The sequence below is a fragment of the Bacillus coahuilensis m4-4 genome (assembly GCF_000171615.1).
Lineage (GTDB): Bacteria > Bacillota > Bacilli > Bacillales > Bacillaceae_K > Bacillus_T > Bacillus_T coahuilensis.
In genome coordinates this window covers 13875-33405 of the sequence record NZ_ABFU01000017.1, presented here as the reverse complement: position 1 = coordinate 33405, position 19531 = coordinate 13875, and the positions used below count along the sequence as shown (strand labels likewise).

Annotated in this window: 23 protein-coding genes and 3 pseudogenes; 20 read left to right on the top strand and 6 right to left on the bottom strand. The window is 38.5% G+C overall.

Going from position 1 to position 19531, the window contains the following annotated elements; genetic code table 11:
• Positions 1-378: peptidoglycan recognition protein family protein (locus tag M44_RS04125; protein ID WP_010171165.1), on the bottom strand; the 378-nt coding region annotated here is incomplete at its 3' end.
• Between the two features lie 464 nt (positions 379-842).
• On the opposite strand from M44_RS04125, the gene M44_RS04120 reads away from it, so the two are divergent.
• The 7 genes from M44_RS04120 to M44_RS26785 all read left to right on the top strand — a co-directional run bounded on the left by M44_RS04120 (position 843) and on the right by M44_RS26785 (position 5502).
• A complete protein-coding gene (locus tag M44_RS04120; protein ID WP_029326722.1) occupies positions 843-1181 on the top strand; it encodes a lmo0954 family membrane protein in 339 nt (112 codons plus the stop codon).
• Between the two features lie 127 nt (positions 1182-1308).
• Entirely contained in the window at positions 1309-1950 is a 642-nt protein-coding gene (locus tag M44_RS04115) for a PspA/IM30 family protein (protein WP_010171163.1), read from the top strand.
• A gap of 322 nt (positions 1951-2272) precedes the next feature.
• Positions 2273-2749, top strand: a complete 477-nt coding sequence (liaF, locus tag M44_RS24685) for a cell wall-active antibiotics response protein LiaF (protein ID WP_162013641.1) — start codon at positions 2273-2275, stop codon at positions 2747-2749.
• Positions 2750-2902: 153 nt separating this feature from the next.
• A complete protein-coding gene (locus M44_RS04100; protein ID WP_337444028.1) occupies positions 2903-3784 on the top strand; it encodes a sensor histidine kinase in 882 nt (293 codons plus the stop codon).
• 1 nt (position 3785) lies between these two features.
• Positions 3786-4424, top strand: a complete 639-nt coding sequence (locus tag M44_RS04095) for a response regulator (protein ID WP_010171158.1) — start codon at positions 3786-3788, stop codon at positions 4422-4424.
• A gap of 159 nt (positions 4425-4583) precedes the next feature.
• Positions 4584-5096, top strand: a complete 513-nt coding sequence (locus M44_RS04090; protein ID WP_010171157.1) for a hypothetical protein — start codon at positions 4584-4586, stop codon at positions 5094-5096.
• Between the two features lie 244 nt (positions 5097-5340).
• Positions 5341-5502 carry a hypothetical protein gene (locus M44_RS26785; RefSeq protein ID WP_237705203.1) on the top strand — a complete coding sequence of 54 codons (162 nt, stop codon included), beginning with the start codon at positions 5341-5343 and terminating at the stop codon, positions 5500-5502.
• Between the two features lie 106 nt (positions 5503-5608).
• Here M44_RS26785 and M44_RS04080 read toward each other — a convergent pair whose 3' ends face one another.
• The 4 genes and pseudogenes from M44_RS04080 to M44_RS28690 all read right to left on the bottom strand — a co-directional run.
• Complete coding sequence (locus tag M44_RS04080; RefSeq protein ID WP_010171154.1) at positions 5609-6067, bottom strand: DUF2269 family protein; 459 nt, start codon at positions 6065-6067, stop codon at positions 5609-5611.
• 117 nt (positions 6068-6184) lie between these two features.
• Positions 6185-6685, bottom strand: coding sequence for a hypothetical protein (locus tag M44_RS04075; protein WP_010171152.1), 501 nt, complete (start codon positions 6683-6685; stop codon positions 6185-6187).
• Between the two features lie 18 nt (positions 6686-6703).
• Positions 6704-7156 (bottom strand): cobalamin B12-binding domain-containing protein, encoded by a 453-nt coding sequence (locus tag M44_RS20180; protein WP_337444029.1) that lies wholly within the window; start codon positions 7154-7156, stop codon positions 6704-6706.
• A pseudogene (locus tag M44_RS28690) lies at positions 7139-7324 on the bottom strand (B12-binding domain-containing protein); the annotation flags it as partial. The pseudogene M44_RS28690 and the gene M44_RS20180, both read right to left, overlap by 18 nt.
• 262 nt (positions 7325-7586) lie before the next feature.
• On the opposite strand from M44_RS28690, the gene queF reads away from it, so the two are divergent.
• The 13 genes and pseudogenes from queF (at position 7587) to M44_RS04020 (ending at position 19275) form a co-directional block, all read left to right on the top strand.
• Positions 7587-8084 (top strand): preQ(1) synthase, encoded by a 498-nt coding sequence (gene queF / locus M44_RS04065; protein ID WP_010171148.1) that lies wholly within the window; start codon positions 7587-7589, stop codon positions 8082-8084.
• 298 nt (positions 8085-8382) lie between these two features.
• A complete protein-coding gene (locus tag M44_RS29290) occupies positions 8383-8514 on the top strand; it encodes an RAxF-45 family protein (RefSeq protein ID WP_275477412.1) in 132 nt (43 codons plus the stop codon).
• A 178-nt stretch (positions 8515-8692) separates the two neighbouring features.
• Positions 8693-10581: pseudogene (gene abc-f / locus M44_RS29775) on the top strand (ribosomal protection-like ABC-F family protein).
• A gap of 254 nt (positions 10582-10835) precedes the next feature.
• Complete coding sequence (locus tag M44_RS04055; RefSeq protein WP_010171146.1) at positions 10836-11510, top strand: PspA/IM30 family protein; 675 nt, start codon at positions 10836-10838, stop codon at positions 11508-11510.
• A 12-nt stretch (positions 11511-11522) separates the two neighbouring features.
• A complete protein-coding gene (locus M44_RS30180) occupies positions 11523-11789 on the top strand; it encodes an NfeD family membrane protein (RefSeq protein ID WP_474371541.1) in 267 nt (88 codons plus the stop codon).
• Between the two features lie 43 nt (positions 11790-11832).
• Positions 11833-12060, top strand: a complete 228-nt coding sequence (locus tag M44_RS30175) for a hypothetical protein (protein ID WP_474371539.1) — start codon at positions 11833-11835, stop codon at positions 12058-12060.
• A 12-nt stretch (positions 12061-12072) separates the two neighbouring features.
• A pseudogene (locus M44_RS20165) lies at positions 12073-13598 on the top strand (SPFH domain-containing protein).
• A gap of 193 nt (positions 13599-13791) precedes the next feature.
• The gene (locus tag M44_RS20160) at positions 13792-14706 is read left to right on the top strand and encodes a hemolysin family protein (protein ID WP_237705202.1); all 915 of its coding nucleotides are present in this window, start codon (positions 13792-13794) and stop codon (positions 14704-14706) included.
• A complete protein-coding gene (locus M44_RS24680) occupies positions 14681-15061 on the top strand; it encodes a transporter associated domain-containing protein (RefSeq protein WP_050770878.1) in 381 nt (126 codons plus the stop codon). The genes M44_RS20160 and M44_RS24680 overlap by 26 nt, the downstream gene beginning before the upstream one ends.
• A 155-nt stretch (positions 15062-15216) precedes the next feature.
• Positions 15217-16560, top strand: coding sequence for a hemolysin family protein (locus M44_RS04035; protein ID WP_010171144.1), 1344 nt, complete (start codon positions 15217-15219; stop codon positions 16558-16560).
• A 37-nt stretch (positions 16561-16597) separates the two neighbouring features.
• Positions 16598-16954 (top strand): VOC family protein, encoded by a 357-nt coding sequence (locus M44_RS20155; protein ID WP_040365326.1) that lies wholly within the window; start codon positions 16598-16600, stop codon positions 16952-16954.
• A 261-nt stretch (positions 16955-17215) separates the two neighbouring features.
• On the top strand, positions 17216-18178 hold the full coding sequence (locus tag M44_RS04025; RefSeq protein ID WP_010171140.1) for an NAD(P)/FAD-dependent oxidoreductase: 963 nt from the start codon (positions 17216-17218) through the stop codon (positions 18176-18178).
• Positions 18179-18183: 5 nt separating this feature from the next.
• Positions 18184-19275: a nitric oxide synthase oxygenase gene (locus M44_RS04020; RefSeq protein WP_010171138.1), complete on the top strand. Its 1092-nt coding sequence runs from the start codon at positions 18184-18186 to the stop codon at positions 19273-19275.
• 23 nt (positions 19276-19298) lie between these two features.
• On the opposite strand, the gene M44_RS04015 is transcribed toward M44_RS04020, so the two are convergent.
• A complete protein-coding gene (locus M44_RS04015) occupies positions 19299-19529 on the bottom strand; it encodes a hypothetical protein (RefSeq protein ID WP_010171137.1) in 231 nt (76 codons plus the stop codon).
• Positions 19530-19531: the final 2 nt, after the last annotated feature.

The following is a 19531-nucleotide window of genomic DNA, read 5'->3' as shown; positions in this document are numbered from 1 at the left end:
ATACTTATTTATTAAATATCCAAAGTACCATACGTAACGTGAATAAGATTCATTAAAATTGATACTGCCTCCCCAGCACAATTCAACTCCAATAGCGGCGTTATTGGCATCAGCACCGTATAAGCGATTATCCATGTCTACGTTATATCGGACATGATACGCAATTTCGTCAAGGGGAATAATCTCTAGAATATATTTATCGTCAATAAATGTATGAGCAGAAGCGCTAGGCTGAACGTTTTGAAAGTAGCTTCTGTTTCCGTAAGCTGTAGAACCAGGGTTACCGGTATCGTGTGCAACTAAGAAACGGATCGTATTATTTTTCGTTCCTGGACGAGACGCTCCTTTGGAGATGTAATCACGATTAATTGTGTACACATTTTCTCCTCCTTAATAAGACTATTACTTTTTTACTATATGTTTTAGTGTGGTGATATGAAACAACAGGAGCGGATATTTCACCTTCTTTCGGCACATTTTTAGAGAACAAAAAATGGAATTCTCCTCCATACATACTAATTATGTGAAATACAGGTAAATGGACAGGGTAGAAGGAAACTTACAAGGAATTTACGGAGCGCTAATCTCTTACAAGTAAAAAGGGAACATTCTATGTCTCATTACGTACAGAAGTGTTCTATTTTTAGTAAGGATTCGGGCAAATTCAAAGCACCTACATGCTGAACCTCAAGCTTTACTTAACAAGCTTGGGGTCTTTTTTGTTTCGTCCGTCTTATTTTAAAATACATCTCAAGTCGTAGTCTAATTCCTTCTAGGGTTCGTTAAGAAAAAATACGGAGAAGGATAAGATGGTATCAAGGAAATCGAAAGGAGGAAATGAGATGAGAAAGTTCGGATTATTTATGGTAGGCGGTATTGCAGCGGTTGTGGCTCTTGCCAACGTAGGGCCGATGATTGGGTTAGCCTTAAGCTTAATTATTTTATACTTTGCGTTTAAAGAGTTTCTAAAAGCGCATTCCACATTTGCTAAAATTGCGTGGGTGGTTATTGGACTCATCGCATTAAGCTCGTCTGTTGCCAGTCTTCCAGCTGTGATTGGTCTAGCTGCAATCTATGTGATCTACCTAATCTGGAAAAATTGGAACAAAGACAGTGTTACAGAGAAATCCAGCGATCCCTTTACAAATTTTGAAAGAGAGTGGAATTCATTAAAAAACTAGGCTTTGTTAAAAAGTTTTATTGATCTTTGCTAATTTTCAGCTGTTGATAGAAGAAAGATGGCGAAGATTCCTTCGGAAATCAATAGCGCGGTGTAATCAAGCTAAAATACAAAAGGAGAGAATGACTATGAATCTTTTCACGAGAATTAAACAATCTATTGAAGCGGATGTTCATGAGGCATTAGATAAAAAGGAAAACCGCAATCCCCTAGCGGCACTTAATCAATATTTACGCCAGTGTGAGCAGGAAGTTGAAAAAGTACGAAAGCTTGTAGAACGACAGTTCATACTAAAGGAGCAGTTCCAAAAGGAACTGAAAGAAGCAAGATATATGATGGAAAAGCGTTCATCTCAAGCACAAATAGCTTCCGAGGCAGGGGAGTCAGAATTATTTACATTTGCCGACCAGGAAAGTGAAAACTACCGAAGCCGTGTTCTCCACTTAGAAGATGCGGTGGCAAAAGTTTCGAATGAGTTAACAGAGCTTGAACACCGTTATGAGCTGATGAAACACAAACTAAAAGATATGAGCATTAAACAGATGGAGCTAATGGGGAAAGAAAACTTAACTCATGCCCACTATCGTATGAACAAAGTGTTAAACGAAAAAGTTACGGGGTTAAAAGAGTATGACCGCTTTGAACAAATGGAAGGGTATTTAACGAGATTAGAAGAGAAAATTAATCGAAACTATCATGAGAATACAATTGATGCGAAGATAGAAGAGCTTCAAAGAAACGCCAAAAAAGAAGAAAGCAAGTCTTTATAAAACATGGTATGCTAAAAAAGAGAGGCAAATTGCCTCTCTATTTAGCACTCCTGTAGAAAGGCAGGTCCTTCATATGAAGATAAAAGCAGATGTAATAAGCTGGATAGTTGTAACTAGCCTGCTACTATTGGTCATCCAATGGTCATTTTTTTGATGGAGGACCGCTCATTGTTTTAGTTGTCAATGTTATTTTTATGTACATTGGCAGAAAGCGATACGACCACACATTAGGTAAAATCTTATTTTGGATTGGATTAATAAGTTTTATAGTAACTATTATAGACTCCATTGCTTTTCTAATTTTTTTTAATTTGCCCTTTTATTGTACGTATTATTTGAGTATCGCAATAGCAAAAAGACACCAATCATTCATCGATATGAAATGGTGGATCATAGAGAGATAAAAGACGAAATGATATGGACAAAGCCTTTATTTCAACAAACTTTATTTCAAGGAACTTCTACTCCTGAATCAGTATATGAGTGGAATGATATAAATGTACAAGGTCTGTTTGGTGACCATATTGTCGATTTAAGCTACACGGTTCTTCCCAAAGGAGAATCTGTTATTTTTATACGGAATACAATAGGGAATGTGAAAATATTAGTTCCCTATGAGGTGGAGGTTAGTATCCAACACTCTACAATAGCAGGAGCAGTTACTATTTTCTCCCATCAGGAACAAACAGGATTGAATAAGATGATGCACTATAAGACTGCTGCATATGATGATGCACCTGTAAAAGTAAAAATGATTACCTCTCTTGTGGTTGGAGACTTGGAGGTTCATCGCATATGAATGTGGTTCAACGACAAATGCTCCTTAGCATATTTCACTCCTTCCTACTCTTTCTCATCCTGGTTACCGTAGGGTGGCTACTATTTCCGCAGGACCTTTTTTGTATTCCTTTGGAATGTGAGGATTTTTGATTTGCCGATGGGTGTTGTCTTATTGTGCACTGTTATTCTGATTGGAACAATAATTGGAGCCTTATCAGGGGTGGATTTACGAAAAAAACTTCATGTACTAGAAGAAGGCATGAGACAATTAGGATCAGGATATCGAATTTCTTCCCCGCATACTTTTGCACTTCAAGAAATGGATGCGATTTGGTCAAGGATGAGTCAACTTGATTTTCATATACAAGAGCAAACCAAAATTGCTCAAAAATCAGCAGATGATAAAGCATCTAGTCAGGAGAAAATGCTCCAAGAGATTATCTCACAGGAGAGGAACCGTTTGGCTAGAGAGCTTCATGATTCTGTAAGCCAACAGTTATTCGCCGCTTCCATGCTCATGTCTGCTGTGACAGAAGGGAAGGGTGAGGTGAGTGAGGCGAAAAGAAAACAGTTGAATATGATCGAACAGATGATTCAGCAAGCGCAGCTTGAGATGAGAGCACTTCTTTTACATCTTCGACCTGTTGCGTTAAAAGATAAAACGCTTCAAGAAGGAATGGAAGAACTGCTTCTCGAATTATCTCAGAAGGTCCCACTGGAGATTCGGTGGAAAATTGAAGCCATGAAGCTATCGAAAGGAATTGAAGATCATCTCTTTCGAATTCTTCAAGAATCAGTATCCAATACATTGCGCCATGCAAAGGCCACTTCATTAGAGGTATTACTTATCGAGCGCGATGGTTTACATATCATGCGTGTGACAGATGACGGTGTAGGATTTGAAGTAGATAAAAATAAAGCGGGATCCTATGGACTTCAAACCATGCATGAACGTGCTCTTGAAGTAGGGGGAAGTTTAAAGATCGTCAGTCTTCCTACAAGAGGAACACGATTAGAAGTTCGAGTGCCCATTGTTGAAAAGGGGAGAGAATAGAATGATACGAGTTTTATTTGTGGATGATCACGAAATGGTCAGGATAGGCGTGTCTGCTTACCTTTCTTCTCAGGAGGACATTCAGGTAGTGGGAGAAGCGGAGGACGGAAGTGAGGCAATTGGCCTCGCACTAACATTACGACCTGACATTATTTTAATGGACCTAGTGATGAAGAAGATGGACGGAATAGAAGCAACTAGAAATATTATCGAGAAGTGGCCGGAAGCAAAAATCATCATTGTCACAAGCTTCATTGATGATGAGAAGGTATATCCTGCATTAGAGGCTGGAGCAACCAGCTATATGTTAAAAACGTCTAAAGCAAGCGATATAGCAGACGCTATTCGAAAAACACATGGAGGCCAATCCATTTTAGAACCAGAAGTGACAGGGAAAATGATGTCACGTATGAGAAAGCCCTCACACCCACACGAAGAATTAACTAATCGAGAAATGGAAATTCTTCTCTTAATGGCAGAAGGAAAAACCAACAGTGAGATTGGAGAAGACTTATTTATTGCACATAAAACGGTGAAAACCCATGTCAGCAATATCCTGAGTAAACTAGGCGTACAAGACCGTACGCAGGCTGTCATCTATGCATTCCAACATTCATTAGTTACTGAGACAAAAAGCTGAGTCATTGTGCTCGGCTTTTTTATATTCTCTTTATTTTGAGGTAATCATATTGAAAAAATTTTGTAACATATTTAAATTGATGTTTGTATATATATAGAAGTGGATAGAGTAGTAGTAAAGACTACTAGAGAGAGAGCTAAAAGAAAGGGAGATCTTAAAATGAAGAAATATCTTTCATATACGTTAATTGCAATGATGGTAATAATATTAGTCCAAAACTCTCCTGTGCAAGCTGGATTAGATGATTCGAAAGAAACAGTTGTGGTACAACCTACTAGGTCCATTAGCTCTGTATATGTAAATGCCAATGAAAAGACCGAAGAAAAAGAGAAAACGGAGGCTGGAAATGAGCCGACGGTTTATATAGGAATGACGTTAGATGAATTAATTTCACTATATGGAGAAAATTACGCTGAGGTGTATGGTTACTCAACTGCCCCATCTTATCGTTTTGATATAGATACAATGGAAGATTACGAATTTGACTCAAAGGGATCTGACGAAGTGGATTTAAATGGAGTCATGAGTGAGAAGGTTGGGGTCATCCTTTTTGTTAATATAGAAGAGAATAAAGTCGTATCATTCTCTTATTATATGAAGGATGATGAAGGTGTAATGGAGAAACGTAATATGGAAGGTCTTGAGAAAGAGACGTTAATTGCTGCGATGTAATAAGACTTAATTGAATTTGTTGGGTTGTGCATAGGGTGCTAAAAGGCATCCTTTTTTGTGTGGATGATTTTTGAGTTTCACAAACGATAGAATCAACCTTCAACTATTTCCATGTTACCATTCCAATAACTAAGATGATCCTCGACATGAAGGGGAATGGAACCCTTGAATTGGGTGATGCATTCCGTAATCTAGATTCATATGGAAAAGGATTGGGTATATCATGTATAAAGGAGATGATGACGTGGAAAAGAAGCCAAAAAATGTATATGATAGTAAGCAAAGAGAATCCCAGACTATGGATGAACAAGATCCTCATACAGATCCCCTTCCCCTTGAAGATATAAGAATTGAGCAAAAAGAAGGAAAAAAAGAAAAAAGATACAAAGGATACTTCATCCACTGAGGAAAACTATAGACCATAAATAGGCTGCTAAAATAGGTAGTGTCCTTAGAAGTTAACGGTACCAATATAACTTCTGAGAGGGCACTACCTTAAGCAGCCTTTTTTATTAGAATGGTTTAATTGACATTAAGATAATAAGAATAATAGCTGAGCTATGTAGAATGAAGTTGTAAGGCTTGAGACCTTGGTTGATGAGATTGTATTCTGCTGGAATGTCTTCTCCTTTATGATCCTGAAGGAGTGCATCCATCGCCTTCAGCTTTTTAGGCATAATTCCAGCGACAATCACTTGAACAGCAAGGTAAATAACAATAGAAGAAATATACCAAATTTCTGTGAACAAACTAGGATTAAGAGCACCTAATCCTAAACCAGTTAGTAGCAAGGTGATGCTTCCGATCTTTGCGAATTTCTCAATTTTTCCATTTAAATAGAGTGAGAATTTGGCTTGTTGGGCGTTTTTTGCGTGATTTATAACGGTTGGCATGGCAAAGCTAGCTCCAAGTCCGACGACAGCAGCAATAACATGAATTAATACAATGGTTCCATACAATGTAATCCCCATAGTTTTCCCCTTTTCTACGATTAATATAGGACTTATTTTACAGGAAAATACTCCCATAAAGTATTAATATTATGTAAAAAGAAAAACATAACCCATGCGTAGGTTATGTTTAAAAAATTAGTGTAGTAAAATTTTTACTGTTTTTTCAATTAATTCAATCTGCTGTTTAAGCCCTTCATGCTCATCATTAGAAGGTAATAGTGCAAGTGTCTCTTTTAATTTAGACATTTGCTGGTCTAATGTTAATACGTTTTGTAATATCCGAGGCTTAGGAAAGATTTTCTCTTGAAGTTCAAGTAAGTTTTGATTCATCTCTTGATAATGACCAGATTTAGAAATCAAGACAATATAGGCAGATTGATTTTCTTTATAAAAATGAAGGTCGACTAAAGTGGGTAAATTTTTCTCCATACCATTAATATTTAATTCGAGTCTTCCTTCAGTTGTTGAATGAAAATATTTACCGAATTTTAATAGACTATCATGATCGAGTATATTTCTAAAGCTAGTGTCCTTCATGAGCTTTTGCCCTTCAGTGGACGCATCTATTATAGTCATATGTGAATCAATAATAAACCATGGAATTGGGAGCAACTGATAGTCATAGATTTGTTTCATAGGTGACTCCCCTTTCTTTTACACATTTTCAAGAGGCTGATTTTGGATGAAATCCTTTAAATGATGAAGACTATTGCATAATTGAACGCCTTCCATTTCTTTCATTTGTTGTAACTCTTCGGATAAACGCCCACCTACAAGAATATGTGTGTTAGGTGATTTCTGTTTAATTTCTCTTACGGTTGACACGAGCTCTGGAATTAGAGCAGGGGTCGACAAAGATAATCCAACCATTTTGGGATTCCATACGTTAATCGCGTGTAATAAATATTCTTTTGGAAGGTTAGCGCCTAGTAGCTTAACATCCCATTTATATTCTTCAAATACCCTTCCGACCATTTTAATTCCCAAAGAATGCTCTTCTCTCTCTACACAGGATAGAACGATCCTAGGCTTTTGTCTTTTCTCTTTATGAAAATAGGGCATTTGGAAGAATGATGAAATCACATAATCCATTGATGCCGTAACCAAATGCTCTTCAGCGACTGTGATTTTATTTTTTTCCCAAAGCTCTCCAACTTGGTACATGGTAGGACGGATTATATCTTCGAATAGTTCAACTGGATGTAAGTCTAATTCTTTTACGTGCTCTATCCAGTGACTTAGTTCAAATGCATCCCCATGTAAGCAGGTTGATAGTAATTTTTTTCTTAAGTTCTTGCATTAGATATATCCCCCTGACAAATCTAGTGATTCCATCGTACCAAAATTACGGAATAACGTGTTAGATTCCTGTTTATTTTTTATTGACATGATTCGTCGAACTGTCTACTATTAAATTTATATTACAATTACCCGCCCATTACGGGAGAGGTTCATAGCTTTCACCCTCTATAAAAAACTATAGACCTGTTTGGCCATTCGAACCTTTCTTCCCTTCGGCATTAGGAGGAACTAAACAATGACAGGAAGAAAAGATGATGAATTAAAGGATGTTACCCTTTTAGGTAATCAAGGCACCAACTATGTATTTGAATACAATCCGGGTGTGCTTGAATCCTTCGACAATAAGCATGTGAATAGAGACTATTTTGTTAAGTTTAACTGTCCAGAATTCACTTCACTTTGTCCTAAAACGAATCAACCCGATTTCGCCACAATTTATATTAGCTACATTCCAGATGTAAAAATGGTTGAAAGTAAGTCGCTAAAACTATATCTATTTAGCTTTAGAAACCATGGTGATTTTCATGAAGATTGCATGAATATTATCATGAACGATCTTATTGAACTAATGAATCCTCGTTACATAGAAGTATGGGGGAAATTCACACCACGTGGTGGAATTAGTATTGATCCATACTGTAACTGGGGAAGACCTGGAACGAAATACGAAAAAATGGCCGATTATCGTCTTATGAATCACGATCTTTATCCAGAAACAGTTAATAATCGATAAACAAAAAAGCTGATCCCTCATCTCGAAAGGATCAGCTTTTTTCTATTCTGAACTTTAAAATAGTTTGAGTCAACCAACCTATTTAACTATCGAGGGTATATTTAGAAAGGAAAGTTGGCGGATAGGGGATGCATACGGTACTCTTGCTTGAAGAAAATTTTTATCTGTATGACGCTTGTTAAGAAGATTCTTTTTAGAGGTCCTTTTTCACCATTTCCTAAAGATAAAACAAAATTTGCACAAATTATGAGAATTTTATATAATTAACAGTAACTAACAGGCAAAGGAGGGATGAAGAGTGAAACAAACAGTAGGTTTGCGTGGACAATTTTTATCATACGTATATATTTGCCGCGCAATTTTTCATGATGTTGTGATGAACGGGACCCGTCTGTCCTTTTTTAGCACTCATGTTCATAGTACTGTTTGAGAACACTCTTTATTCCATTAAAAAAGCAGGAAAACACTTATGTGGAGTTTGTATACTAGTGGTTGTTCAACTCGGAAGGTTTTTACCAGGTCGAACGGCTCCACCATTAAGTAGATTTTTAAAGCAATGGGATGAGTTTCTTTCCCGTTGCTTTTTTATCGAGAAAGGAAGATTTACGATGATGATATGCAGTGGAAGCCAATTAAAAAAATCCTTTGCCGGAACGGTTATTTTTGAAGATGTACAATTTGAGATTAAAGACGGTGAAAAAATAGGTCTTGTAGGTCGTAATGGGAGCGGAAAAACGACCCTGTTTAAATGTATAAGTAAAATTGAATCCCCCGATAGTGGGACAATTGCCATCAAAAAAGGCGCAAAGGTTGGATATTTGGCACAGATTCCTACGTTTGCTTCTGAGATGACAGGTAGAAATGTATTAGAAAGTGCTTTCGGGCACCTTGTTAAGGTAGAAAAAGAATTAAAACAATTAGAATGGCAAATGGCTACAAACGTAGATTCAATGGAAAGCCTCCTAGAGCGATATGGTTCCCTGCAGGAGGAGTTCACACGTAACGGTGGATATGAAATGGAGTCTAGGATTGCTCGGATGATTAATGGACTTGAGCTGGGTGGGTTGGTTGAAAAGCCTTTTCAAAAGCTAAGTGGAGGAGAGCAGACGAAAGTTTGTCTAGGATACATCCTGCTTCAAGAGCCTGAACTACTGCTGTTAGATGAGCCAACGAATCACCTAGATATTATGGCGGTAGAGTGGCTAGAAGGCTTCCTCAATGAATATCCGGGAGCAGTGATGATGATTTCTCATGATCGATATTTTTTAGATACCGTTGTCAAGAAGGTATACGATCTAGAAGAAGGGGAATTAACGATTTATCACGGAAATTACTCTACTTTTGTGAAAGAAAAAGAAGAACGACTTCTGCAAGAGTTCCAAGCCTATCAAGAGCAGCAAAAGAAGATTAAAAAAATAGAAAGAAGCAATTAAGAGATTGAAGGAGTGGGCAAATCAGGCGAATCCACCAAATGAAGGGCTACACAAGCGAGCAAGGAATATGGAAAGAGCGTTAGAGCGAATGGAGAAGCTGAAGAGACCCGTGATAGAAGCTAAGAAGATGGATTTAAGCTTTACTCAGCTTGATCGAAGTGGGAAGGATGCTCTAAAGCTCATTGAAGTGAACAAAGGATTCCAACAGCAAACGCTCTTAAAGGAAGCCAATATGCTTGTACAATATGGGGACAGGACGGCCATTGTAGGAAGAAATGGAACAGGAAAATCGACCATTGTGAAAATGGTTTTAGGGCTTGAAGCTCCTGACTCTGGTGTTGTGAAAGTAGGAAGCAATGTTCGAATTGGGTATCTATCACAAACGACAGATTTTCAAGATGTAGAGATGCGCGTCATTGATGTGTTTCGTGTTGAAGTACCAGTGGTTGAAGGAGATGCTCGTCACATTTTAGCACGATTTATGTTTTATGGAGAAGGTGTATTTCGTAAAGTGAAAGGGTTAAGTGGCGGTGAGAAAATGAGGCTGCGATTAGCCCAGCTTATGCATCAGGATATTAACTTTTTTATTGCTAGATGAACCTACCAACCATTTAGATATTGATTCAAAAGAGGTTCTAGAAGATGCGTTAGAGGACTTCCGAGGAACCATACTCACGGTTTCTCATGACCGATATTTTTTAAACAAGTTGTTCTCAAAAACGTATTGGATTCAAGATCAGAAGCTTCATTACTTTGAAGGTCCGTACTCTTGGGCAAAGTCAAAGATTCCGAGAGAAAGAGTAAATCTATCAATAGAAGCAGAAACAAACACTACGAAAGATAAGAAGGTGCAACAAGAAAAGCTAGAGCCGAACAAGAACAAGCCGATTAACGAGATTGAAGCCAAAATAGAAGAAATAGAAGAAGAACTACTCCAACTTCAAGAAGAAATGATGAGAACCGAAGATCTGACTCAATTACAGATTTTACAAGAAAAGATGAACCATCTAGAAGAACAAAAAGACCAGCTAGAGAGTGCATGGATTAAAATAGTAGATAATTGATGGTAGTAAATTTTGTCCCCCTTTTTTCATATAAGGGGGCTTTTTATTACCCATAAACAATTCGCTTTGTACAGCAAACGATCTAAACTGTGGTAATGGATCTGCTGTTTTCCTCTTAAAAGAATCTCCATACTTTCCCCTTCATTCATGTAGTTTACTAGAAGAAAGTATTTTCTTAACTTAATGAATTTTTTGAAACTTTATCTCTTCCTTATCGTATATAAGGTATCGCACAAAACGAAAGGAGAATGAAGATGTTTGAACTGTTTAAGCGTATTAAAACGGTTGTAAGCTCTGAGTTACATGGAATTGTGGATCGCGCTGAAAATCCTGTCTTAATGGTAGAGGAGTTTCTGCGTCAAATGAATCAAGAAATAGTTGATGGAGAAAAAGCAACGGCAAAGATGATGGCAGAGGAAAAGCTTCTCGCTCATAAGATTTCACAAGCAAATGAGCTGGTTGAAAAACGTCAACAGCAAGCAATAGAAGCGCTAAAGAGTAACCGTGAAGATCTTGCGAAGAGAGCGTTGGAGGATAAAGGGCGCTTGCTAGATGAAGTGGCACAATTACAAGCTCTTCATGCTAAAACGACGGAGCATGTGGAAGATTTAAAGCAAAAGCTAGGCGTTATGCGCGCAGAATTCCGCGAGATGGAACTAAAGAGAGACACCTTAAAATCTCGAGCGGAGGCAGCCGATTCAAGAGCCCAGCTTAATAGAAGCTTAGGGGTGAGTCAGACAACAAGTGCTAAAAAGGGATTTGAACGAATGGAAGAGAAAGTGATGAGAAAAGAGGCAGAGGCAGAAGCATCAGAAGATTTTCTTGTTGACAGTAAGACCCTTGAACAGGAATTAGATGAGCTTGACAGTAACACAGCCGTATTAAAGGAATTAGAGGAGCTAAAAAAGCAACTAAAAAATGAAGCGTAAGGATGGAAGTGTATGGAGCTTTTTGGATCATCCCTGGAGAGCATTTACTTAACCACGCTAGTCGTTTCAGCGGCGTGTATGGTGCTATATATTTTATTTGGCGATATTGTTGATGGGGTGGTTGAAGGTGTATCTTTTATCAACCCTATCTTAATTCTAGCCTTTATCACTTTTACTAGCGCGTCCGGATACTTATTAGAGCTGTTAACAGGGGTGAATTCTTGGCTGATCGGGGGGGATAGCAGCAATTGTCGCCTTATTATTCACGATATTATTTAATGTATTTATTTTAATCCCCCTATCTTCTTCAGAAGAATCCCTTGTGTATACAGAAGATTCTCTAAAGGGGAGAATGGGTCGAGTCATCTTGACAATACCCGAGGATGGTTTTGGTGAAGTAGTTATAGAAGGAAACAGTGGGACATTCGCAAAGTCTGCGGTTAGCCTTGAAAATGAATGTATTAAAGATGGTACCGAAGTATTAATTATTGATGTACAAAAAGGTGTGGTGTACGTAACGCCTCATACAAGAGAACATTTATACTCATAGGAGAGTGAAGAAATGGAACCGATTTTTATTGTCGTTGGATTAGTTGTATTTATACTCCTTGCCTTTATTGGTGTGTTTATTTCTAAGTATCGTACAGTGGGTCCTGATGAGGCTTTAATCGTAACAGGAAGCTATTTAGGTGGGAAGAATGTTCATATCGATGAAGCAGGAAATAAAATTAAAATTATCCGTGGTGGGGGTGCCTTTATTTTACCGGTATTCCAGCAAGCAGAGCCACTAAGCTTATTATCTAGTAAACTTGAAGTCACGACTCCAGAAGTGTATACAGAGCAAGGGGTTCCGGTCATGGCAGACGGAACAGCTATCATCAAAATTGGTGGAAGTATAGGGGAGATTGCGACAGCTGCTGAGCAATTCTTAGGGAAAAGAAAGAAGATCGTGAAAATGAAGCGCGAGAGGTTTTAGAAGGTCACCTACGTTCTATTTTAGGTAGTATGACTGTAGAAGAAATATATAAAAATCGTGATAAGTTCTCGCAAGAGGTTCAACGTGTCGCATCTCAGGATTTAGCGAAAATGGGTCTAATCATCGTCTCCTTTACAATCAAAGACCTTCGTGATAAAAATGGCTATCTAGAATCATTGGGGAAACCGCGTATTGCCCAAGTGAAGCGTGATGCTGATATTGCGACAGCGGAAGCTGAAAAAGAGACGCGAATTAAGCGAGCAGAAGCTGATAAAGATGCGAAGCGATCTGAACTAGAAAGAGCAACGGAAATTGCAGAGGCTGAGAAAATCAATCAACTTAAAGTGGCAGAATATAGACAAGAGCAGGACACAGCTCGTGCTCGCGCTGACCAAGCATACGACCTCGAAACCGCACGCAATAAGCAGCAGGTAACAGAGCAAGAAATGCAGGTCCGTATTATTGAGCGTCAAAAGCAAATTGAGTTAGAAGAAAAAGAAATCCTACGTCGAGAGCGACAATATGATTCAGAAGTGAAGAAGAAAGCGGACGCAGACCGCTACGCAGTAGAACAAGCGGCGTCAGCAGATAAAATGAAGCAAATCGCAGAAGCAGATGCGAACAAGTACCGTATTGAAGCGTTAGCTCAAGCAGAAGCCGAGCGTGTACGTGTGGACGGAATGGCGAAAGCAGATGCAGAGAGAGCGAAAGGGGAAACAGAAGCAGAAGTCATTCGACTGAAGGGGCTTGCAGAAGCGGAAGCAAAACGAAAAATCGCAGAAGCCTTCGAGCAATTTGGTCAAGCGGCTATCCTAGACATGGTATTAAAAATGCTTCCTGAGTATGCGAAGGAAGTGGCAAGTCCACTAGGTAATATTGACAAGATTACGGTTGTGGATACAGGTAGTGATAACGTAAATGGTGGAGCGAATAAAGTGACAGGCTATGCAACGAATCTAATGTCCACCATGCAAGAATCACTAAAAGCTTCTTCTGGAATCGACGTTCGGGAGATGCTTGAGAACCTTTCTGGAAAAGGAAATATTAGACATAGTATAGATGGTTTAACCTATGAATTGGCGAAAAAGAAGAGGAAAAGTTGGTGCTTCTAAAGCGTCAGATCAAGGAAAATAAAAACTTGGCAGCCTATATCTCTTGAGTAGGCTGCATTTTTGATAACATGGCTTGATGTATAATGATTAGGCGATCTATTTATATTTTCATTACATTAGAATGTATAGATTGCTAAAGTCATAACTTATATTGTATAGTTAAGCTATCTATATTCAGGAGAGTGATGAACGATTGGACAGTATACCCTATGACTCGATTATCTTGTTAGGGGCTTTATTAATGCTATCAGGCTTTTTTTCTGCGTCAGAAACTGCGTTAACGAGCGCAAACAAAATTCGTTTGCGTAACGGAGCAGAGGAACAAAATGTGAAAGCAATACGTTCTCTGAAGCTAACGGAAAAGTTTGACCAAACCTTATCGACTATTTTAATCGGAAATAATATTGTAAATATTGCGATGGCGACCATTGCAACAAAAATTGCAACAGATATGTTTGGTAGCCAAGGAACCACTATCGCATTAACAACCATTATTCTTACGGTCATTATTTTAGTGTTTGGAGAAATTTTACCAAAATCCTTAGCAAAGCAGTTTGCAGAGAAATTCTTGTTTAATGCATCAGCGACCTTAACAATAATCATGAAACTCTTTTATCCCGTAACTTTGCTATTCGTTCAAATGAAAGCTGGTGTTAACAAGCTAATTGGTGACTATGAGCTTGAACCGACAGTAACGGATGACGATGTAAAAGCACTAGTGGAAATCGGAGAAGAGGAGGGGACATTTCTCTCAACGGAAAAAGAACTCCTTCATAATGCAATTGAGTTTGATGACATTATCGTGAAGGATATTTTAACACCACGACCAGATGTTGTAGCGATATCAACAGAAACAACAAACGAAGAAATTAAACAAATATTTATAGCAGAAAAGTTTTCGCGACTGCCCGTCTTTGAAGGAAGCATCGATAATATTATTGGAATTATTTCTCATCGAGATTTCTTTCCAAGCTATATTCAAGATGCGAACTTTAACATTGAGGATATAATGCTGAAGCCTTTATACGTGATTTCATCAGGTAAAATATCGAATCTCTTAAAAGATCTTACAAAAAGCGAAAGTGCATTTAGCTGTTGTCGTAGATGAGTACGGAGGTACAGCGGGTATTATTTCTATGGAAGATATTATTGAAGAGATTGTTGGAGATATATGGGATGAGCACGATGAAAGTGAAGAATGGATTGAACAGCTTGAAGAAGGAAAAGTAAGGCTAGATGGAAAGGTATCGATTGAAGAATTCACAGAGTTATTTAACGTGACAATCCTTGAACCTACGTCTACCACGATTAGTGGATGGATTTCAGACACCTTAGGATACCTTCCGAAAAAAGGGGAAAGCATGACCTATGAAGCAGTAAAAATCCTCATTGAAGACGTGCAAAATCGAAGAATTGAAAAAATCATTATCGAGAAAATGGATGATATGATTCAAACTGCTTAATCTAATAGAAAGAAGAAGCTTGTATGGATAACTTCATACAAGCTTCTTTTATAAGGATAGTTTTAAAATGAGGAAAGAGGATAGTAGATATAACAAAGAAGTCTAAGTCAATTGTGTGGAGGTGAATCCTTGACCTAAGTAGGTCTAGGATAGACGTGACGATAATCAATTTAATTCTCGTAGCCATATTAATCGCATTAACCGCATTTTTTGTTGCAACTGAATTTGCCGTTGTGAAAGTAAGAGGTACTCGTATTGAGCAGCTCGCTGAAGAGGGGAATAAACGGGCGATTGCTGCTCATAAAGTATTAAATAACTTAGATGGGTATTTATCTGCCTGTCAATTAGGTATTACGATTACAGCACTAGGTTTAGGGTGGTTAGGGGAGCCTACTGTTGAAAGAATTCTAGAACCGGTATTTCATGATTTACATATCCCTCACAGTGTTTCACAACTCTTGTCGTTTGCCATTGCGTTTGCAACGATTACATTCTTGCACGTTGTAATTGGAGAGCTTGCGCCAAAAACGGTGGCGATTCAAAAGTCTGAAGCCTTAACCCTGCTATTATCACCGTCTATTATTATGTTCTATCGTATCATGTATCCGTTTATCTGGGCGTTAAATGGTTCCGCACGTTTTATTGTTGGTTTATTTGGGATAAAAAGCGCATCGGAGCATGAAATTGCCCATAGTGAAGAGGAGTTACGTATTATATTAACGGAAAGCTTTGAACGAGGAGAGATTAATAAATCAGAATTCAACTATGTGAATAACATATTTGAATTCGACAATCGCGTAGCTAAAGAAATTATGGTACCACGTACAGAAATGGTTGCCCTTGAAATTGAAGGAAATATTGAAGATTTATTTAAGACAATGGAAGAAGAACAGTTCACACGTTATCCACTTGTGAACGGAGATAAAGATTCTGTTGTTGGGATGATTAATATCAAAGAAATTTTCACAACTTATATTCGCCTCACACCAGACGAACGTAAAACGATTCAGCTGGACCGTTTTTTACGCCCCGTTATAGAAGTGATTGAGACCATACCTATTTATGATTTGCTTATTAAAATGCAAAAGGAACGCATTCATCTTGCCATTCTAATTGACGAATATGGTGGAACATCTGGACTTGTCACAGTAGAAGACATTCTTGAAGAAATTGTTGGTGACATTCGTGATGAATTCGATGAGGATGAAATTCCAGAAATTCAGCAGGAAGATGAAACCCATTATGTGTTAGACGGGAAAGTATTAATTAGTGAAGTGAATGAGCTTCTGAAAATTGATATGGATGACACCGATCTTGATACAATTGGTGGGTGGATTCTTACTCAGAATGTAGATATAAAAAATGGCGAAGCTATCTATTATGGTGGGATTCGCTTTGAAGTATCTGAGATTGATAATCGCGTTATTAGGTCTATTCTTGTTACGATTAATGATGATGATGCGGTGCTGGGCAAGGGGAATATAGAGGATATAGAATAAAGAGAAGATACTGGTATCTTCTCTTTTGTGCATTTAGATTAGTCACTTCAGGAAAATAGTTTGGGGATGGCTTTTAGAAGAACTAGGTTATTCTCTTTTCCAATCATGGGATCAAGGGAGAAGCTATAAATTAAACGATACCTATGTAGTATTGGTACAAGTAGAGGAAAGGTATAAAGACATATCCTACCATCGATGCGGTGTTGGGTTGAATCATTTGGCTTTTCATGCTGCATCTAGAGAACAGGTAGATGAGATGACTGTCAAACTAGAGGAACGAGGTGTACACATACTATACAAAGACCGGCACCCTTATGCAGGAGGAGAGAATTATTATGCTGTGTTCTTTGAGGACCCTGACCGTATAAAAGTGGAGCTTCTAGCGCCGAATTAGGGATAGGGAAGCACCTAAGATAGATTAGTCTTTCACCACAGTTTTACTTATCTCTGTATTTTTACACTCCCGTATTTCAATGTTTTTTATTATGCTCTTTGTCTCATTATGACTTCTCGATGATGTTACGTATCTCTAAAAATTATTTCAAAGGTGCACATATGTAGTAACATCCTTTTACCGACAAACATGGTGCACACTTCAAAAGTGAACTACAGTCACTAACGAGATATAATATACGTACATTAGGGGGGCGAGGACGTGTATTCAGTTATTATTATAGGGGCAGGGCTATCAGGTGTGATGGCTGCAAGAACCTTAATGGAAAGTGGAGTACAAAAAATTTTACTAGTAGAAAAAAGTAAAAGTGTAGGTGGACGACTCGCGACAAGACGTTTAGAAAAAGGGCGTGTGGACCACGGTGCTCAGTTCTTCACTGTACGGACTGAGGATTTGCAAAGTGAAGTAAATGAGTGGTTAAGCCATGGTTGGGTGCGGGAGTGGTATCGTGACCCTTACCCTAAATTTATAGCACCAGAAGGAATGAATTCGTTAATCAAACGTTTGAGTAAAAGCTTACCGGTCAAATTACGTTCTAAAGTCACGGAAGTTAAAAAGCTGGACAGTTATGTTGAAGTCCTAACGGAAGACGGGAAAAGGTTTCAAGGTGAAAAATTAATCGTAACTGCACCATTACCTCAAACAATTGATTTGGTTCAAGAAATTGGTCAAGTGGATAAACTACTAGAAATTCCGTATAATGCATGCTACGTAGGGATCATTCGTTGTGCCGAGTCAAAAGCTATAGGTGCTAATGGTCATGTAACGAATTACTTGCCAGAAGGCATGGAAAGAGTTGTCAACCAGCTTCAAAAAGGAATAACAGATGAAGCGATCTATGCCATTTATATGACAGGTAGCTGGTCCAATCAGCACTGGAAATTAAGCGATAATGTTGTGAAAGAGAAGATGATGGATAGTATGGCAACGATATTAGACCCTTCCGTGATAAATGAATTTCAGTTAAAGCGATGGAGGTACGCAGAATCTTCTAAGGTTATACGTGATCCTTACGTTGAGATCTGTTGTCAGCCTTCCGTTGTAGTGTGTGGAGAAGTGTTTTTAAGGCAGGATGACACGGCATCTAGAACTCGGTTTGAAAGTGCCTTTATTTCTGGTATAGAAGCCGGGAGGTATGTTGGGAATAGACATCTAGAAAGGTGATAGAGATGAATACCGCTAGACAGGAAGAGTTAAAAGAGAAGGCATTAGAGTATATCCATCTATTCTTTGAAGAGGTAGGAGGAACCGATGAAGGTCGGGTAAAAAGGGAAACGGAAATTCTACATGAAATAGAAGAGACTGGTACGTACACACATACATTTGAAGAATTAGAATACGGAGCAAAGGTAGCGTGGAGAAATAGTAACCGCTGTATTGGAAGGCTATTTTGGAACACGATGAAGGTCCGAGATGCAAGATATGTAGAGCATACAGATCAAGTTTTCGATGAGCTTACAAAGCATGTTCAATTTGCGACAAATGAAGGAAAGATTAAACCAACTATCACGATTTTCCCACCTAGCGGTAAGGTACGTATATGGAACCATCAACTTGCTCGTTACGCTGGTGAGGAAACAGAGCATGGTGTATTAGGTGATAGGGACTCAGTCGAGTTTACCAAAGTGTGTCAGGAATTAGGTTGGAAAGGACCAAGCTCACATTTTGACCTTTTACCTTGGGTGGTTCAAATGGAAGGAGAAGCCCCTGTCTGGAAAGAAGTAAGTTCTCCGCTTATTAAAGAAGTGGAGATTACTCATCCAGAAATAGCAGGACTCCAAGACCTCCAGTTGAAATGGTATGCGGTTCCCATGATTGCCGATATGAACCTTGAAATTGGAGGAATTGACTATCAAGCCGCTCCATTTAATGGATGGTACATGGGAACGGAGATTGGAGCAAGAAACTTAGCCGATGATAACCGCTATAATATGCTTCCTAAAGTGGCGAGCATCATGGGACTTGATACATCAAAAGCCTATACGTTATGGAAAGACAAAGCGCTGGTGGAATTAAATGTTGCGGTCCTGCATTCATATAAAGAAGCGGGAGTCAGTATCGTTGACCATCATACAGCTGCTCAGCAGTTCAAAATTTTTGAACAAAATGAACAGCAGGCGGGTCGAGAAGTGACAGGTGACTGGGTGTGGCTCATTCCACCTGTATCACCAGCCACCACACATATTTTCCATAAGCCTTATAAAAGAAAGTGGAAGTCTCCAAATTATTATTATCAAGAAAATGCTTATACAAAAGGGTGAACCAGAGGCTTGGTTCACCCTTTCTACATTTCATGAAACTGTCTATACACCACATGATGATAGTCCCACCAATATCGAAATTCATCAAACAATACATTCTTATTTTTAAAGGAAAAGGTATCAAAAAAATCCTCTAATTGATGAGACGCCGCTTCGTCCATTATCCCTGTAACGTATAGCGGTGTTTTAAATCTTTTATATAACTCACTGTAACCGTAAAAGTCAAAAATGTCTTCTACTTGAGAGAGCTCCATCC

Coding starts and splice junctions, on each gene's coding strand:
- M44_RS04120 (WP_029326722.1), top strand. CDS start 843: ATGAGAAAGTTCGGATTATTTATGGTAGGCGGTATTGCAGCGGTTGTG.
- M44_RS04115 (WP_010171163.1), top strand. CDS start 1,309: ATGAATCTTTTCACGAGAATTAAACAATCTATTGAAGCGGATGTTCAT.
- M44_RS04095 (WP_010171158.1), top strand. CDS start 3,786: ATGATACGAGTTTTATTTGTGGATGATCACGAAATGGTCAGGATAGGC.
- M44_RS04090 (WP_010171157.1), top strand. CDS start 4,584: ATGAAGAAATATCTTTCATATACGTTAATTGCAATGATGGTAATAATA.
- M44_RS04080 (WP_010171154.1), bottom strand. CDS start 6,067: ATGGGGATTACATTGTATGGAACCATTGTATTAATTCATGTTATTGCT.
- M44_RS04075 (WP_010171152.1), bottom strand. CDS start 6,685: ATGAAACAAATCTATGACTATCAGTTGCTCCCAATTCCATGGTTTATT.
- queF (WP_010171148.1), top strand. CDS start 7,587: ATGACAGGAAGAAAAGATGATGAATTAAAGGATGTTACCCTTTTAGGT.
- M44_RS04055 (WP_010171146.1), top strand. CDS start 10,836: ATGTTTGAACTGTTTAAGCGTATTAAAACGGTTGTAAGCTCTGAGTTA.
- M44_RS30180 (WP_474371541.1), top strand. CDS start 11,523: ATGGAGCTTTTTGGATCATCCCTGGAGAGCATTTACTTAACCACGCTA.
- M44_RS04020 (WP_010171138.1), top strand. CDS start 18,184: ATGAATACCGCTAGACAGGAAGAGTTAAAAGAGAAGGCATTAGAGTAT.
- M44_RS04015 (WP_010171137.1), bottom strand. CDS start 19,529: ATGGAGCTCTCTCAAGTAGAAGACATTTTTGACTTTTACGGTTACAGT.